The organism is Cellulomonas fimi (assembly GCF_012952065.1).
Lineage (GTDB): Bacteria > Actinomycetota > Actinomycetes > Actinomycetales > Cellulomonadaceae > Pengzhenrongella > Pengzhenrongella fimi_A.
Window position 1 is genome coordinate 151,934 of sequence record NZ_JABCJJ010000001.1, and the last position, 15,205, is coordinate 167,138.

General features: G+C 74.4%; 19 protein-coding genes. 12 read left to right on the top strand and 7 right to left on the bottom strand.

Features of this window, described 5'->3' with window-relative positions:
* Nucleotides 1-31: 31 nt before the first annotated feature.
* Nucleotides 32-1,474, bottom strand: coding sequence for a DNA repair protein RadA (radA, locus tag HIR71_RS00760; protein ID WP_169322691.1), 1,443 nt, complete (start codon nucleotides 1,472-1,474; stop codon nucleotides 32-34).
* A 128-nt stretch (nucleotides 1,475-1,602) separates the two neighbouring features.
* Here radA and HIR71_RS00765 point away from each other — a divergent pair, with 128 nt between their 5' ends.
* Together HIR71_RS00765 and proC are read left to right on the top strand one after the other, a co-directional pair.
* Nucleotides 1,603-2,433: a hypothetical protein gene (locus HIR71_RS00765; protein WP_169322692.1), complete on the top strand. Its 831-nt coding sequence runs from the start codon at nucleotides 1,603-1,605 to the stop codon at nucleotides 2,431-2,433.
* Between the two features lie 55 nt (nucleotides 2,434-2,488).
* The gene (gene proC / locus HIR71_RS00770) at nucleotides 2,489-3,346 is read left to right on the top strand and encodes a pyrroline-5-carboxylate reductase (RefSeq protein WP_169322693.1); all 858 of its coding nucleotides are present in this window, start codon (nucleotides 2,489-2,491) and stop codon (nucleotides 3,344-3,346) included.
* 13 nt (nucleotides 3,347-3,359) lie between these two features.
* On the opposite strand, the gene HIR71_RS00775 is transcribed toward proC, so the two are convergent.
* Entirely contained in the window at nucleotides 3,360-4,055 is a 696-nt protein-coding gene (locus tag HIR71_RS00775) for a potassium channel family protein (protein WP_249051435.1), read from the bottom strand.
* A complete protein-coding gene (locus tag HIR71_RS00780) occupies nucleotides 4,048-5,421 on the bottom strand; it encodes a TrkH family potassium uptake protein (protein ID WP_169322694.1) in 1,374 nt (457 codons plus the stop codon). Before HIR71_RS00780 ends, HIR71_RS00775 begins: the two co-directional genes overlap by 8 nt.
* A 151-nt stretch (nucleotides 5,422-5,572) precedes the next feature.
* On the opposite strand from HIR71_RS00780, the gene HIR71_RS00785 reads away from it, so the two are divergent.
* The 3 genes from HIR71_RS00785 (at nucleotide 5,573) to HIR71_RS00795 (ending at nucleotide 7,416) form a co-directional block, all read left to right on the top strand.
* On the top strand, nucleotides 5,573-6,754 hold the full coding sequence (locus HIR71_RS00785) for an acetoin utilization protein AcuC (protein ID WP_169322695.1): 1,182 nt from the start codon (nucleotides 5,573-5,575) through the stop codon (nucleotides 6,752-6,754).
* 179 nt (nucleotides 6,755-6,933) lie between these two features.
* Nucleotides 6,934-7,140: a helix-turn-helix domain-containing protein gene (locus HIR71_RS00790; RefSeq protein WP_169322696.1), complete on the top strand. Its 207-nt coding sequence runs from the start codon at nucleotides 6,934-6,936 to the stop codon at nucleotides 7,138-7,140.
* A 177-nt stretch (nucleotides 7,141-7,317) separates the two neighbouring features.
* The gene (locus HIR71_RS00795) at nucleotides 7,318-7,416 is read left to right on the top strand and encodes a 30S ribosomal protein bS22 (protein ID WP_003792170.1); all 99 of its coding nucleotides are present in this window, start codon (nucleotides 7,318-7,320) and stop codon (nucleotides 7,414-7,416) included.
* 72 nt (nucleotides 7,417-7,488) lie between these two features.
* On the opposite strand, the gene HIR71_RS00800 is transcribed toward HIR71_RS00795, so the two are convergent.
* Nucleotides 7,489-8,307 carry an HAD family hydrolase gene (locus tag HIR71_RS00800; protein ID WP_169322697.1) on the bottom strand — a complete coding sequence of 273 codons (819 nt, stop codon included), beginning with the start codon at nucleotides 8,305-8,307 and terminating at the stop codon, nucleotides 7,489-7,491.
* A 102-nt stretch (nucleotides 8,308-8,409) separates the two neighbouring features.
* Here HIR71_RS00800 and HIR71_RS00805 point away from each other — a divergent pair, with 102 nt between their 5' ends.
* Both HIR71_RS00805 and HIR71_RS00810 read left to right on the top strand, forming a co-directional pair.
* Nucleotides 8,410-8,682 carry a glutaredoxin family protein gene (locus HIR71_RS00805; protein ID WP_169322698.1) on the top strand — a complete coding sequence of 91 codons (273 nt, stop codon included), beginning with the start codon at nucleotides 8,410-8,412 and terminating at the stop codon, nucleotides 8,680-8,682.
* A complete protein-coding gene (locus HIR71_RS00810) occupies nucleotides 8,679-9,323 on the top strand; it encodes a redox-sensing transcriptional repressor Rex (protein ID WP_169322699.1) in 645 nt (214 codons plus the stop codon). The genes HIR71_RS00805 and HIR71_RS00810 overlap by 4 nt, the downstream gene beginning before the upstream one ends.
* A 137-nt stretch (nucleotides 9,324-9,460) precedes the next feature.
* Here the strand turns inward: HIR71_RS00810 and HIR71_RS00815 are convergent, their stop codons facing one another.
* The gene (locus HIR71_RS00815) at nucleotides 9,461-10,012 is read right to left on the bottom strand and encodes a YceI family protein (RefSeq protein ID WP_169322700.1); all 552 of its coding nucleotides are present in this window, start codon (nucleotides 10,010-10,012) and stop codon (nucleotides 9,461-9,463) included.
* A 212-nt stretch (nucleotides 10,013-10,224) separates the two neighbouring features.
* Here HIR71_RS00815 and HIR71_RS00820 point away from each other — a divergent pair, with 212 nt between their 5' ends.
* The 4 genes from HIR71_RS00820 to HIR71_RS00835 all read left to right on the top strand — a co-directional run bounded on the left by HIR71_RS00820 (nucleotide 10,225) and on the right by HIR71_RS00835 (nucleotide 12,969).
* A complete protein-coding gene (locus HIR71_RS00820) occupies nucleotides 10,225-10,701 on the top strand; it encodes a MarR family winged helix-turn-helix transcriptional regulator (protein WP_169322701.1) in 477 nt (158 codons plus the stop codon).
* Nucleotides 10,702-10,772: 71 nt separating this feature from the next.
* The gene (locus HIR71_RS00825) at nucleotides 10,773-11,411 is read left to right on the top strand and encodes a histidine phosphatase family protein (protein WP_169322702.1); all 639 of its coding nucleotides are present in this window, start codon (nucleotides 10,773-10,775) and stop codon (nucleotides 11,409-11,411) included.
* 65 nt (nucleotides 11,412-11,476) lie between these two features.
* Complete coding sequence (locus HIR71_RS00830) at nucleotides 11,477-12,109, top strand: TlpA family protein disulfide reductase (protein WP_396030788.1); 633 nt, start codon at nucleotides 11,477-11,479, stop codon at nucleotides 12,107-12,109.
* Between the two features lie 77 nt (nucleotides 12,110-12,186).
* Nucleotides 12,187-12,969, top strand: a complete 783-nt coding sequence (locus HIR71_RS00835; protein ID WP_211373633.1) for a cytochrome c biogenesis CcdA family protein — start codon at nucleotides 12,187-12,189, stop codon at nucleotides 12,967-12,969.
* A gap of 46 nt (nucleotides 12,970-13,015) precedes the next feature.
* Here HIR71_RS00835 and HIR71_RS00840 read toward each other — a convergent pair whose 3' ends face one another.
* Nucleotides 13,016-13,480: a PLD nuclease N-terminal domain-containing protein gene (locus HIR71_RS00840; RefSeq protein ID WP_169322703.1), complete on the bottom strand. Its 465-nt coding sequence runs from the start codon at nucleotides 13,478-13,480 to the stop codon at nucleotides 13,016-13,018.
* A 63-nt stretch (nucleotides 13,481-13,543) separates the two neighbouring features.
* On the opposite strand from HIR71_RS00840, the gene HIR71_RS00845 reads away from it, so the two are divergent.
* On the top strand, nucleotides 13,544-13,939 hold the full coding sequence (locus HIR71_RS00845) for a DUF4229 domain-containing protein (RefSeq protein WP_311836002.1): 396 nt from the start codon (nucleotides 13,544-13,546) through the stop codon (nucleotides 13,937-13,939).
* 291 nt (nucleotides 13,940-14,230) lie between these two features.
* Here HIR71_RS00845 and HIR71_RS00850 read toward each other — a convergent pair whose 3' ends face one another.
* Entirely contained in the window at nucleotides 14,231-15,118 is an 888-nt protein-coding gene (locus tag HIR71_RS00850) for a 1,4-dihydroxy-2-naphthoate polyprenyltransferase (RefSeq protein WP_169322705.1), read from the bottom strand.
* Between the last annotated feature and the right edge of the window lie 87 nt (nucleotides 15,119-15,205).

The window sequence follows — 15,205 nt, forward strand, 5'->3', positions numbered from 1 at the left end:
CGGTCGTCGGCGCAGGGACCGGCACCGTCCGCTACGCGGGTCGGCTCCGTGGCCCGCTGCTCAGGAGCACGGCCTCGGCGAGGTCGCCGACCTCGTGCAACGTCATGCCGGCCGGGGCCGCCGTCGGCTCGACCGAGCCGCGCGGGACCACGCCGTGCGTGAACCCGAGGCGCGCTGCTTCCGACAGGCGCCGCGCGACACCGGCCACCGGTCGGATCTCGCCCGCGAGGCCGACCTCGCCGAGCGCGACGACGCCCGCGAGCAGCGGGACGTTCTCTCGTGCGCTCACCGTCGCGAGGGCGAGCGCGAGGTCCGCCGCCGGCTCGACGACCCGTGCGCCGCCCACGGTGGACACGTAGACGTCCTGATCGACCAGCCGCGCCCCCACCCGCCGCTGGAGCACCGCGAGCACCATGGCCAGCCGGCTCGAGTCGACACCGCTCGTGGTCCGTCGGGGGTTGCTCAGGACGCTCGGGGCGACGAGCGCCTGGACCTCTGTCGCGAGCGGGCGTCGACCCTCGAGCGTGACCGTCACGCATGTGCCCGGGACGTGGTGGAGCGCGTGCGACACGAACAGCCCGCTGGGGTCGGTGAGCCCCACGATGCCCGTCTCGGACAGGTCGAAGCACCCGACCTCGTCCGTCGGCCCGTAGCGGTTCTTGGTCGCCCGCACGAGCCGCAGCCGCGAGTGCCGGTCGCCCTCGAACTGGCACACCACGTCCACCAGGTGCTCGAGCGTGCGCGGCCCGGCGATCGATCCGTCCTTGGTCACGTGGCCGACCAGGAGGACGGGCAGGTCGCGGTCCTTCGCCACCGCGATCAGCGCCGCAGCGACCTCGCGGACCTGTGCCACGCCACCCGGAGCGCCGTCGACCAGGGTCGAGGCGATCGTCTGCACCGAGTCGACCACCAGCAGGTCGGGCTCCACCTGCTCGAGGTGGCCGAGCACCGTTCCCAGGTCGGTCTCGGCCGCGAGCAGCAGGTTCGGGTCGAGCGCACGGATCCGCTCCGCGCGCAGGCGGACCTGACCGGCCGACTCCTCCCCGGTCACGTAGAGCACGCGTCGGCCGCCGCGGGCCGCCCGCGCGGCGACGTCGAGAAGCAGCGTCGACTTGCCGACGCCCGGCTCCCCGGCGAGCAGGACCACGGCACCGGGCACGAGCCCGCCGCCGAGCACGCGGTCGAGCTCGCCGACGCCGGTCGGGCGCGCCCTCGCTGCCTCGACGTCGATGTCGCCGATGGGCTGGGCCGGCGTGCGGGCCGGGCTCGTCGCCGTCGTCCGCGGCGCCGCGCCGCCGGGGCCTGTGTCCTCCGCCACCGACCCCCACGCCTGGCACTCGCCGCAACGGCCGACCCACTTGGCGGTGGTCCAGCCGCACTCGCCGCACCGGAAGGCAGGTCTCGGTGCCCGCTCGACCCGGCGGGCGGCAGGGGGACGGCCGGCAGGTGGGCGGGCGGCTGAGGAGGCTGGCACGTCGCGAACGCTAGCCGGAGCCACCGACACACTCGCCGCGCCGGGCCGCCGACGGTGCGTCGCCCAGTGCGTAGGCTTCCCCGGGACGCACCGCGAACGACCGTGGCGCCGGCAGGGAGGCACGCAGGATGACGCAGAGCACGCCGGGGAACGACGCGGGACGGCCGACGACGCCGCGCTGGGACCCCGTGGCGTCGGGCGACGACCGTCCGGCGGAGCGCGACCGCCCCGCGGCGGACGGTCGCCCTGCGGCGGACGGTCGCCCTGCGGCGGACGGCCGCCCTGTGTCGGCCGACGGCCCCGTGTCGGCCGACGGCCCCGCGCGCGACACCTCGCGCCGTCGTCTCCTGCTCGTCGGGGGCGTCGTCGCCGGGATCCTGGTGGTCGGCGGTGCCGCGGCCGCGCTGTCCGGCGCCTTCGACGGCGACCCGCAGGCGGCTCCGTCGCCCAGCACGGTCGTCCTGCCCTCGCCGACACCCACCATCGCGCCCGCCGCCCGGCAGCCCCTCTCGCCGTTCGCCGACGCGCTGCCCGACTCGGTGCTGTCCTACGCGCTCACGAGCGTCACCGAGCACGCCCCCCTCATCGCCGCGGGTGCGCTCGAGGGCTACCAGGTGGAGTACTCCGACGGCGGCTCGGGCACCGTGATGCTCTACGCCGGCCAGTGGGAGACGCCCGAGGAGGCGGCCGCCGCCTACGGCGCCATCGTGACGAGCGACGCCCCGGCTGCTGCGCCCCAGCCGGCAGCCACCGGCGCGTCCGACGACGCGACGGCGACGCCCCCTGCCGCCCCGACGTCGGGCCAGGTCGTGGTCGGTGGCCAGCCCGCCGGAGAGTGGACCCTCACGACCGCCGCCGACGGCACCGGGACCGCGACCTGGACCAACGGCACCGCGCTGCTCCAGGCCGTCGGGCCCGCGGACGTCGTCGCGGACTTCTACGAGGCCTTCCCGCTCTGACGCGCTCCACCCGACGAGCCACCCCGACGCACCACAGCCCTGGCAAGGAGCACCCATGAGCCCGAACGGCACCGGCCCGACCGGCACGACGACGCACCCGCGCCTCGCCATTCTCGGCGGCGGCGTGATGGGGGAGGCGCTGCTCGCCGGCGTGCTCGCCTCGGGGTGGGACGTCGACGACGTCGCCGTCACCGAGCCCTCGGCGCTCCGCGCGAACGAGCTCTCCGGGACGTACGGCGTGCGTGCGGCGGACGGCAACGCGAAGACCGTCCGCCGGGCCGACGTCGTCGTCGTCGCGGTCAAGCCCAAGGACGTCGGGGGAGTGCTCGCGGAGATCACCGACGCGCTCCGACCCGGCACGCTCGTCATCAGCGTCGCGGCGGGCCTGCCGTGCGCGTTCTACGAGGAGCGGCTGCCGACCGGCGCGCCGGTCGTGCGGGTGATGCCGAACACGCCCGCCGTGGTCGGCAAGGGTGCGAGCGCGATCAGCGCGGGAACGCACGCGACCGAGGAGCACCTCGCGCTCGCCGAGCGGGTGCTCGCGAGCACGGGCCTCGTGGTCCGGGCCGACGAGAAGGACCTCGACGCCGTCACGGCGATCTCGGGCTCGGGCCCGGCGTACGTGTTCTACGTCGCGGACGCGATGGCCGAGGCGGGCGTGCTCCTCGGGCTGACCCGGGACCGCGCCCGGCAGCTCGCCGTGCAGACGATCGTCGGCTCGGCCGCGCTCCTCGACGGCGGTGAGCACCCCGTCGTGCTGCGCGAGCGCGTGTCGTCACCCGGCGGCACGACCGTCGCCGCGGTCCGCGAGCTCGACGCGCACGGCGTGCGGGCGGCGTTCCTCGCCGCGGCCGAGGCGGCGCGCGACCGCTCGCGCGAGCTCGCCGCCGAGGCCACGACGCGGGGCCGCTGACGAGCCGTACCCCTCACGGCCGCGCCGCGAACCGCTCGAGCAGGTCGGCGTGCCCCGACACGATGAGCAGGTCGTTCGCGGAGATCCGCGTGTCCGGCTCGGCGTAGACGAAGTCCTCGCCCGGGCTCTTCACACCGATGATCGTGACGCCGTAGCGCTCGTGGACCTTGGTCTGCGCGATCGTGAAGCCCTGCGTCTCCTTCGGCGGGCGCATCTTGACGATCGTGAACCCGTCCTCGACCTCGATGTAGTCCAGCATCTTCCCGGAGACGAGGTGCGCGACCCGGGCGCCGGCGTCGGCCTCGGGCAGCACGACGTGGTGCGCGCCGATGCGCTGCAGGATGCGGGCGTGCTCGTTCGAGATCGCCTTGGCCCAGATCTGCGGGGTGCCCAGGTCCACGAGGTTGCCGGTGATCAGCACGCTCGCCTCGAGGTACGACCCGACCCCGACGACGGCGACCGAGAAGTCCCGCGCACCGAGCTGCTCGAGCGCCTCGGGGTTGGTCGCGTCCGCCTCCACGAGCGGGACCCGCCCGGCCCACTGCGCGACGAGGTCGGCGTCCCGCTCGACCGCGAGCACGTCGTGACCGAGCGCCTCGAGCGTGCTCGCGATGGCCGACCCGAACCGGCCGAGGCCGATGACGAGGACACCGGCGTCCTGGGCGGCGGGCGGCTTGGGGGGCCGCAGCGCCCCCTTCTTCTCAGCCAATGATGGGCCTCTCTTCCGGGTACCGGATCACGCGGCGTCGGCTGCGCAGCGCGAGCGCCGCCGCCAGGGTCATCGTGCCGGTGCGGCCGACGAACATGAGCAGGGCGAGCACGTACTTGCCCTCGTCGGGCAGGTCGTTGGTGATGCCGGTCGACAGCCCGACCGTCGCGAACGCCGAGATCACCTCGAACAGCACGACGTCGAGGGTCAGGTCGGTGATCGCGAGCAGCGCGAGGCTGGCCACCAGCACGATGGTCGCACTGACGAAGGACACCGCGATGGCGGTGTGCAGCGCCTCGCGGGGGATCCGGCGCCCGAACGCCTCGACGTCACGGTCGCCACGGGCCTCGGCGACGATGGCGAGGAGCATGACGGCGAGCGTCGTCACCTTGATGCCGCCCGCGGTCGAGGCGCTGCCGCCGCCGACGAACATGAGCGCGTCGTTGAGCAGCCAGGTGCCCTCGCGCATCTCGCCGACCTGGACGGTCGAGAACCCGCCCGAGCGGGGCATGACGCCGGCGAACAGCGACGCCAGGATGGTCGCCGGCCAGTCGAGCGGCGCGAAGGTGCGGGGGTTGGTCCACTCGAACGCCGCGACCACGGCCGAGCCGAACACGACCAGCCCGGCGCTCGTCACGAGCGTGAGCTTGGAGTGCAGGTTCCAGCGGCGCGGCGTCCGGAACCGGCGGATCACGTCGAGGATCACCGGGAAGCCCAGCGAACCCACGAACACGCCGACGATGATCGGCAGCAGCACCCACCAGTCGGAGACGAACGGGCCGAGCCCCTCGGTGGTCGGGATGAAGCCGGCGTTGTTGAACGCCGAGACCGCGTAGAAGACGCCGTGCCAGGTGGCCCGGCCCCACTCCTCCCCGAGCGCCACGAACCGGGGGACGAGGACGACCGCGATCGCCACCTCGAAAAGGGTCGACGTCACGATGACGGTCCGGACGAGCGAGCCGACCTCGCCCAGCCGCGTCATCTTGGTCTCGGACGAGACGAGCAGCCGCTGGGTGAGCCCGATGCGCCGCGAGACCGCCATCCCGAGCAGCGACGCGAGCGTCATGACGCCGAGCCCGCCGATCTTGATCGCGACGAGGATGAACACCTGCCCGAGCGGGGACCAGTACGTGCCGGTGTCCACCGTCACGAGGCCGGTCACGCACACGGCCGACGTCGCGGTGAAGAACGCGTCCACGAAGGGTGCGCGCTCGCCCGTCGCGGTCGCGGCCGGGAGCGAGAGCAGCCCGGTGAAGATCGCGACCACGGAGGCGAAGACGCCGAGCGCGAGGCGCGCGGGGGACTGGCGGGCGAGCCGGTCCACCAGGTCGCGGGCCGACCAGACGGGCGAAGGGAGCCGCCCCATCACACCTCCCGCTCACCGCGCGTCCGGACGGGACACTGTGGCACGCCTCCGGGCGGGCGGCGCGCAGGCGCAGCGACCGGGCGGCGCGCAGGCGCAGCGACCGGGCGGCGCGAGGCGACGATCCGCCGCGGTCCGGTCTACCGTGTGGCGCATGGGGCACTCGCTGCAGCTGACATGGTGCCCGTCGCTGCTGGGGTACGACTTCGGGTTCGGGCACCCGATGTCACCGGTCCGGCTCGACCTCACGATGAGCCTGGTCCGCGCCCTCGGGCTCTTCGACGTGCCCGGCGTCCAGGTGGTCGATGCGCACCCGGCCCCCGACACCGAGCTGCTCACGGTGCACAGCCAGGAGTACGTCGACGCGGTCCGGCGGGCCTCCACCACGGGGCGGCCGGACCTGGCGCACGGCCTCGGGACCGAGGACGACCCCGTCTTCGCGGGCATGCACGACGCCGCGGCCCGCATCGTGAGCGGCAGCGTGGCCGGCGCACGCGCGGTGTGGTCCGGCGAGGTGGCGCACGCCGTCAACATCACGGGTGGGATGCACCACGCGATGCCCGCCGCCGCCTCGGGCTTCTGCATCTACAACGACGCCGCCGTCGCGATCCGCCGCCTCCTCGCGGACGGTGCCGAGCGGGTCGCGTACGTCGACATCGACGCGCACCACGGCGATGGCGTCGAGCGCGTGTTCTGGGACGACCCCCGGGTCGTGACCATCTCGATCCACGAGAGCGGCCGCAGCCTGTTCCCCGGCACCGGGCACGCGACCGACACGGGCGGGCCGGGCGCCGAGGGCACGGCCGTCAACCTCGCCCTGCCGGCCGGCACGGGCGACGCGGGCTGGCTGCGCGCGGTCGAGGCCGTCGTCGCGCCGGTCGTGCGCGGGTTCGGGGCCGACGTCGTCGTCAGTCAGCACGGGTGCGACGCCCACGCGTCCGACCCCTTGACCAACCTCGCCGTGAGCATCGACGCCCAGCGCCGCGTCGCCGAGATCGTGCACGAGCTCGCGCACGAGGTCGCCGACGGCCGGTGGCTCGCGCTCGGTGGCGGCGGGTACGCGCTGCTCGACGTCGTCCCGCGCGCCTGGTCGCACCTCATCGCCGTCGCGGCGCACGCGCCGATAGCCCCGGACGCCGAGGTGCCGGCCGAGTGGCTCGCCGACGTCGCCACGAGGTGGGGCCGCAGCGCGCCGGACCGGATGACCGACGGCGCGGACGCCGCCTTCCGGGAGTTCCGCGACGGCTACGACCCGGCCGACGACGTCGACCGCGCCATCCGCGCGACCCGCGCCGCGGTCTTCCCGCACCTCGGGCTGGACCCGCACCACGACTGACGCGGACGCCTGCGCGGCCGCGCGTCGGGGCAGCGCCGACCCCACGCGTTCACTCTTCTCCCCTCTTTCACTCCAGCACCACCAGGCTCTAGGGTGAGCGCTGCGCCCAGCAGAGCTGACGCCGGTCGCGAGCAGGTCGTCGGCGCCACGTGCCCGGCGCGGGCCAGGGACGGTGGAGGATGGCGAGCGAGCAGCCCCGCGTACGGTTCCTCACCGTGGCCGAGGTGGCCGGGCTCATGCGGGTGTCGAAGATGACGGTCTACCGCCTGGTGCACTCGGGCGAGCTGCCCGCGGTGCGCGTCGGCCGCTCGTTCCGGGTCCCGCAGGACGCGCTGGACCAGTACCTGCGCACCGCGTCGAACGAGGGTGACCGGCTCACGTCCTGAGTCGTCACGCCGGGTGCCTCTCGCGTCCTGCCGCCCGTCGCGCGGACGGGAGAGGGTCTGCCGTCGCCGCTGCTGCGCCCGACCCGGTAGACTCGCCCTCGGACTTTCCCGTGCGTGGGCGATTCGACCGCGCCGCGTGTCGTTCGTTCCAGCACCAGTCGACCATTGCGAGGACCCATGGGCTCCGTCATCAAGAAGCGCCGCAAGCGCATGGCGAAGAAGAAGCACCGCAAGCTGCTGCGCAAGACGCGTCACCAGCGTCGCAACAAGAAGTGACCTCCCGGGCCCGGCAGAACAGCCGGGCCCGAGTCGTACCTGGCCTCGTGCCGGCGGGTCGACGTGCGCGCGTCAGCCGCGCAGCGACCGCCCGATCGAGCGGAGCACGAGCCCCACGACCCACGCGAGCCCCGCCCAGCTGGCCGTCTTCACGCCTCGCTTGGCCGCGCGGCGTCGGCCCCGGAACTCCTTGATCGGCCAGCCCTCCGCCTCGGCGTGCCGGCGCAGCCGTGGGTCCGGGTTGATCGCGCACGGGTGCCCGACCGTCGAGAGGATCGGCACGTCGTTGGTCGAGTCGCCGTAGGCGTAGGACGCCTCGAGGTCGAGGCCCTCCTTCTCGGCCAGCGCGCGCACGGCGCTCGCCTTGGCCTTGCCGTGCAGCAGGTCGCCGACGAGCCGCCCGGTGTAGAAGCCGTCCTTGTGCTCGGCGATCGTGCCGAGGCACCCGGTCGCGCCCAGACGCCTCGCGATGAGGTTGCCGATCTCGACCGGGGTCGCCGTCACGAGCCACACCTCGCGCCCGGCCGCCAGGTGCTCGTCGAGGAGCGAGCGGGTGCCGGGGAAGATCCGCAGCTCGAGGACCTGGTCGTAGACCTCCTCGCCGATCGCCACGACCTCGGCCACGGAGTGCCCGGTCATGATGCCCAGGGCGGACGAGCGGATCTCGTCGATCTGCTCGCGGTTCTCGCCGAACAGCTGGTAGCGCGCGTTCTGGAACGCCGCCCACACGATGTCCCGGACGCTGAAGAACCCCCGGCGGTACAGCCCGAGCGCCAGGTGGAAGGCGCTCGCGCCGCGGATGATCGTGTTGTCGACGTCGAAGAAGGCCGCCGCGGTCCGCGCGGCCGCGACGTCGCGGGCCCCGGCGTCGACGGTCGGGAGCTCGGACACGCGCCCACTGTAACCACCGGGTCCGGCCCGGCGACGGCCGTGCCGCGTGCGGCTCGGAGGGATCACCCCGAGCGCCCGGCCGGGCCGTCCTAAGGTGGCCCTATGACCGACGACGGCGCCCGGGTCGTGCTCTACGGCCGCGCGGGGTGCCACCTGTGCGACGAGGCGCGGGAGGTCGTCGCGCGCGCGGCGGCCGACGCCGGTGCCACCTGGACCGAGGTCGACGTCGACGCCGCGGCCGTGCACGACGGCGGCCGGCTCCGGCGCGAGTACGGCGAGCAGGTGCCGGTCGTCCTGGTCGACGGCGTCCCGCGCGGCTTCTGGCGGATCGACCCGGTGCGGCTCGCCCGCGCTCTCGCGGCGGGCGCGCGATGACCGGCGAGCGCGGCGTGCCGCCGACGACGGTCGGGCGGCTGCCTCGGTACCTGCGGGCGCTCGCGGGGCTCGGCGCGCAGGGGGTCGCGACGGCATCGTCGCGCACGCTCGCGGCGGCTGCGGGCGTGGGGCCGGCGCAGCTGCGCAAGGACCTGTCGTTCCTGGGCAGCCACGGCACCCGCGGCGTCGGGTACGACGTCGAGCACCTCAGCCGCCGGCTGACCGTCGCGCTCGGGCTCACGAGCCGGCGTCGCGTCGTCATCGTCGGGATCGGGCACCTCGGCCACGCGCTCGCGAACTACTCGGGCTTCGCCGGCCGCGACTTCACCGTGGTGGGGCTCGTCGACGCGGACCCCGAGGTGGTCGGCACGACGGTCGCGGGGCTCGAGGTGCAGCCCGCGGAGCGGCTCGCCCGGGTGGTCGCGGAGGGGGCGGCGACGATCGCGGTGATCTCGACCCCGGCCGACGTCGCCCAGGACGTGTGCGACACCATGGTCGCCGCGGGTGTCACCGGCATCCTCAACTTCGCGCCGCGCGCGCTGCGCGTACCGCCGGCCGTCGACCTGCGCGTCGTCGACCTCGGGTCCGAGCTGCAGATCCTCGCGTTCCACGACCGGCGCAAGACCGAGCTGTCGAGCTGACGCCGCCGCACGAGCCACCCGTCTGCCCACACGGCGACGGACCGCGCACTCGAGGAGTGCGCGGTCCGTCGTGGGTGCGCGCCGACCGCCGCGTGAGGTGCGGCGCGTGCGCGGCCGGGCGGGGGCCCGGCGGAGGATCAGGCCTGCTTGATGGCCGAGATCTCGAGGGTGACCTTGACCTTGTCGCTGACCAGGACGCCGCCGGCCTCGAGGGCCGCGTTCCAGGTCAGGCCGAAGTCCTTGCGGAGGAGCTCGGTCGAGGCCGAGAAGCCGGCGCGGAAGTTGCCGTAGGCGTCGACCGCGGTGCCGTTGAACTCGGTCTCGAGCTCGACCTGGCGGGTCACGCCGTGGATCGTCAGGTCGCCGACGACGACGGCCTCGGCGCCCGAGACGCGGACCTCGGTCGAGACGAAGGACCACTCGGGGAACTTCTCGACCTCGAAGAAGTCGGCCGTCTTGAGGTGGCCGTCGCGGTTGGCCTCGCCCGTGTTGATGGTCGCCGGGTCGAGCGTGGCGGTCACCGAGGCCGAGCCGGTCTCGGCGACGACGATCGTGCCCGCGGTGATCGCGACGGTGCCGCGGACCTTCGCGATGCCCGCGTGGCGGACCGTGAAGCTCGCCTCGGAGTGCGTGGGGTCGGCGACGTACGTGCCGGCGATGAGCTCGGTGGGAAGCGTGGTCGTGCTCATGGAGATCTCCTCGGTGCTGGGTGACGAGCTGTCGGTGGCTGGACGACTACGTGCACCTGGTTCTGGGACGACGGCCTCACGGCGTTTCCTTGAACACGCAACCATCCGGTAGTTGACATTTCTACTATGCTGGGAGCGAGAACGCAAGCCGCGACCCGCCCGAGACGTGGGGTCGGATCGCCGCACGGACGAGAGAGCAGGTCACGCGGGACATGGCCACGACGACGGAGCACGAGCCGCGCTGGCTCGACCTCGAGCAGCAGCGGCACTGGCGCGACTTCCTGGACGGCGCGGTGCGCCTCACCGACGCGCTCGGGCAGCAGCTCGAGCGCGACTCGGGGCTCTCGCTGAGCGAGTACGAGGTGCTGGTCCGTCTGTCCGAGGCTCCCACCCGCACGTTGCGCATGTCCGAGCTGGCGGACGAGCTGGCGCAGTCGCGCAGCCGCACCACCCACACCATCCGACGGATGGAGGCGCGCGGCTTCGTGGAGCGCCGCGCGTGCAAGGACGACGGCCGCGGCGTGAACTGCACGATGACGGACGCCGGGTCCGCGCGCCTCGAGGCCGCGGCACCCGGGCACGTGGCCGCCGTCCGCGAGCACCTCGTCGACGTGCTGTCCGAGCCTCAGCTCCGCGCGCTGGGTGAGGCCATGGCCGTCGTACGCGCCGCCCTGCGCGCGCGGCGCTGACGGGGCCCACCTCACACCCGGCGGCGGCCTGCCTGGACCACGCACCCCGCCACGTTTGCGAGACTGGGCCCATGGTCGCCACCACGGTCCACCTCATGCGCCACGGCGAGGTCCACAACCCCACCGGTCTGCTGTACGGCCGCCTGCCCGGCTACGGCCTCTCCGAGCGCGGACGGCAGATGGCCGACCGCGTCGCCGACCACGTCCGCGGGCGCGACATCACCGTCCTGGTCGCCTCGCCGCTCCAGCGCGCGCAGGAGACCGCCGCGCCGATCGCGGCGGCCCTCGGTCTCGACATCATGACCGACGAGCGCATCCTCGAGGCCGAGAACAAGTTCCAGGGGCTGACGTTCGGGGTCGGCGACGGCTCGTTGCGGCACCCGCGCCACTGGCCGCTCCTGGTCAACCCCCTCCGGCCGTCCTGGGGCGAGCCGTACACCGCGCAGGTCGACCGCATGCTCGCGGCGATCCGCTCCGCCCGTGATGCGGCCGGGGGCCACGAGGCCCTCCTGGTGAGCCACCAGCTGCCGATCTGGGTCGCGCGTCTCGCGCTGACGAACCGCCGGCTGTGGCACGACCCGCGCCGTCGGCAGTGCTCGCTCGCGTCGCTGACCTCGCTCGAGTTCGAGGACGACCGCTTCGTGGGCCTGCGCTACTCCGAGCCCGCGGCCGACCTGCTCCCCGGAGCGAGTCAGGTGGCCGGCGCGTGACGCTCGATCCCGGGGCACCCGTCGATCGCGCCACTCCCGCCGGACCGCGGGCGGCCGCGCGCTCGGTGACCCGTCGTCGACGCCGCCTCACCGGGCTCGTGACCGGGCTCCTGACGGGACTCGTCCTCGTCGCCCTCACAGCGTGCGGCGCCGGCGGCGGCGACAGCGCCGGCGGCGCGGACCGCGGCCCGGCTGACGTCGTCGGCCAGGGGTACCAGTCGGGCGACGGCAGCACGCGGACGTGGCCGGTTGCTGAGCGTGGGGACCCGGTCGCGCTGTCCGGGACCGACTTCGCAGGCGCGCCCGTGGACATCGGGGACTGGCGCGGCGACGTCGTCGTGCTCAACACCTGGTACGCCGCGTGCCCGCCGTGCCGCGCCGAGGCCGCGGACCTGGTCGACCTCGCGAACGACTACGCCGACGACGGCGTCCACCTGCTCGGCATCAACGGCACCGACGACGTCGGCACCGCCCAGGCGTACGAGCGCACGTTCTCCGTGCCGTACTCCTCGATCGCCGACACCGACGGCAGCGCCCTCGCCGACCTGCAGGGCATCGTCCCCGTGCAGGCCGTCCCGACGACAGTCGTGCTGGACCGCGAGGGCCGCGTGGCGGCGCGCATCCTGGGGCGCGCCGAGAGCGCGACGCTGCGCGCGCTGGTCGATGACGTGCTGGGCGAGGCGGGGGCGGTCTCGTGACGACCGGCGGCGGGCTCGCGGCCGGGGTCTGGGAAGACCTGGGTTCCGCGTTCGCCACGACGGCGTTCTCCGGGTCCCTGCTCCTCGCCGTGCCGGTGGCGCTGATCGCGGGTCTGGTGTCGTTCGCGTCGCCGTGCGTGCTGCCGCTCGTGCCCGGGTACCTGGGCTACCTCGGTGGTATGACCGGAACCGGGGTCGCCCGCGAGGGCGCCGCGGGAACGCGTGGGCTGTCGGCGGCTGAGGACGGGTCGGCTCTCGGTGACCGGCGCCGAGCGGGCGCCGGGCGCGGGCGACTGCTGCTGGGCGTGGCGTTGTTCGTGTCCGGCTTCGCCGTGGTGTTCGTCGCGCTCGGGACGCTGGCAGGCACTCTCGGGGCCGAGCTCATGCGCTGGCAGGATCCCCTCACCCGGGTTCTCGGCGTGGTCGTCATCGCCATGGGGCTGTCCTTCCTGGGCCTGGTCCCCGCCCTGCAGCGCGAACGGCGCGTGCACGTGCGTGCCCGGGCGGGGCTGTGGGGTGCGCCGATGCTCGGGTTCACGTTCGGCCTCGGCTGGGCGCCGTGCATCGGCCCCACGCTGGCGGCGGTGATCGCGCTGTCGCTCGACGGCGGGTCGGCCGGGAGGGGTGCCGCGCTGTCCACCGCGTACGCGCTGGGACTGGGTGTGCCGTTCCTTCTCATCGCGCTCGGGCTGGGACGAAGCACGGCCGCGCTCGGGTTCCTGCGTCGGCACCGGCTGGTGATCATGCGCAGCGGCGGCGGGCTCCTGATCCTCGTCGGGCTCGCGCTGGTCACCGGGTTGTGGGGCACGTGGACGCAGTCGCTCCAGGGTCTCATCGCCGGCTTCCAGCCGGTGGTGTGACGGGCTGCGCCCCGAGGGCATCAGGACAGCGGTGTCGCGACCGGCGTCACGCCTGGGTGCGGGGGTCCGGGTGGTCGTGGCCCGAGCTCTCGTCACCGTGCCCGACGCCGCCGCCCGCACCGTCGGCCGACGACGGTCCGCCCGCCGGGTCCGGTCCGCCGGACGGCGTCGCGCCGTCGGTGGGCGCCGACCGGCGGCCCTCGCGCTCGGCCTGACGCCGGTGCTGCTCGAGGAGCCAGAGGAACTCGGGGTCGTCGTCGGGTGCGACCGGCCCGGCCGGCGTCGTGGGAGCACTGCCCCAGCCGCCGCCGCGCGAGACCCCGGCCCCGCGCGAGCGCATCGCCCGACTCACGGCGAGCCAGGCGATCGAGCCGATGAGGGGGAAGACGACGATCAGCACGATCCAGAGCGCCTTGGGCATGCCCGCGCGCTCGCGGTCCTCGCTGCGCACGACGTCGACGATCGTGTACACGACCAGTCCGATCAGCACCAGGTAGAGGAGGTTGCGCATGGCTCCACCTTAGGTCGCCGCGTGCGTGCGGGAGCCGCCCGTTGCGCGATCTACCCTGGAGGGGTGCCGATCGTCACCTACTCCGCACTCCGCCTCGGGCTGTTCGCCGTCTGCGTGGCCGTCCTCTACTGGATCGGTCTGGGCAGCTGGTTGCTCGTCCTCGTCGCGGCCTTCGCCGCATGGGGCATCTCGTACGTCGTGCTGGCGAAGCCGCGCGACAAGGCTGCGCTGTACATCGCCGAACGCGTCGAGCGGCGCAAGCTCTCGGGTCGGCGGTTCTCCGAGAACGCCGAGCAGGACGCCGCGCACGAGGACGCCGTGGTGGACGCGGCCGAGCAGCGCCTCGCGTCCGACGCGGGCGAGCAGCGCTCCGCGGGTGATGCGGCCGAGCAGCGCTCCGCGGGTGATGCGGCCGAGCAGCGCACCGCGCGTGATCCGGGGACCGACGGGCAGGACTGACCGCTCGAGCCCCTGGCGCCTGCTCGCGGCCGGCGCCGGACGCCGACCGCGTCGTCGACCTGGCCGGCTGCCCTGGCGGCCTGGCCGGCCGCGCTCGGCTGTGCGGTCCGTCAGCGCGGGGCATGTGGCTCGTGGTGCTGCTGAGTACCCCGCGGGGCCTCCCGACGCACCTCGGGCCACTCCGGTCACATGCTCCGCCCGGAAGGGGCGCGGCGTGGTCGATGGCGTGGTCGATGGCGTGGGCGGCCGGCCCGGACGCAGGTCCAGGCGGGTCAGAGGGCTCCAGGCGCGTCAGAGGGCCAGGCCCAGCCCGAGCAGCACTCCGTACCCGAGCTCGAGCATGCCCGTCCCGGCGAGGACCGGGACCAGCGCGATGCCGCGCGCCCCGAGCCGCACGGTGATCGCGAGGATCACGACCGGCGGGACGAGCAGCAGCACCAGCAGGGCCCATGGCGACGCGAAGGCGCATGCGACGCCGAGCAGCACGGGCACGGAGATCATCGCCACGTAGGCGCGGCGCGCGCGCGCGTCGCCGATCCGCACCGCGAGGGTCTTCTTGCCGACGACGGCGTCGGTCGGGACGTCGCGCAGGTTGTTCACCATGAGCAGGGCGCACGCGAGCAGGCCGACCCCGATCGCGCCCAGGACGGCGGGCCAGGTCACCCCGCCGAGCTGGAGGTACGTCGTCCCGAGCACGGCCACGAGCCCGAAGAACACGAACACGCCCACCTCACCGAGGCCGCGGTAGCCGTACGGCCGACGGCCACCCGTGTAGTACCAGGCGGCCACGATGCAGAGCGCGCCGACCGCCAGCAGCCACCAGTGCCCGGTCAGCACGACGAGCGCGAGGCCGAGCAGGGCCGCGACCCCGAACGCCGCGAAGGCCGCGAGCTTGACCTGCCGCGGTGACGCGATGCCCGACGCCGTGAGCCGCAGCGGGCCGACGCGTTCCAGGTCGGTGCCGCGCACGCCGTCGGAGTAGTCGTTCGCGTAGTTGACCCCGACCTGGAGCGCGAGCGCCACACCGGCCGCGAGGAGAGCGACGAGCGTGCGCGTGCCGGCGGGCTCCCACGCGTCGAGCGCCTGCGCGGCGGCCCCCGTGCCCACGAGCACGGGGGCGACGGCGGCGGGCAGCGTGCGGGGCCGGGCGCCCGCGATCCACTCGGCGGCGGTGGGCATCGGGCTCCTGTTCGTCGGTGGAACGCGGCGGTGGACGTGCACCCTGTCGGACTGTGCTGGTCGGACTGTGCTGGTCGGACGGTGCTG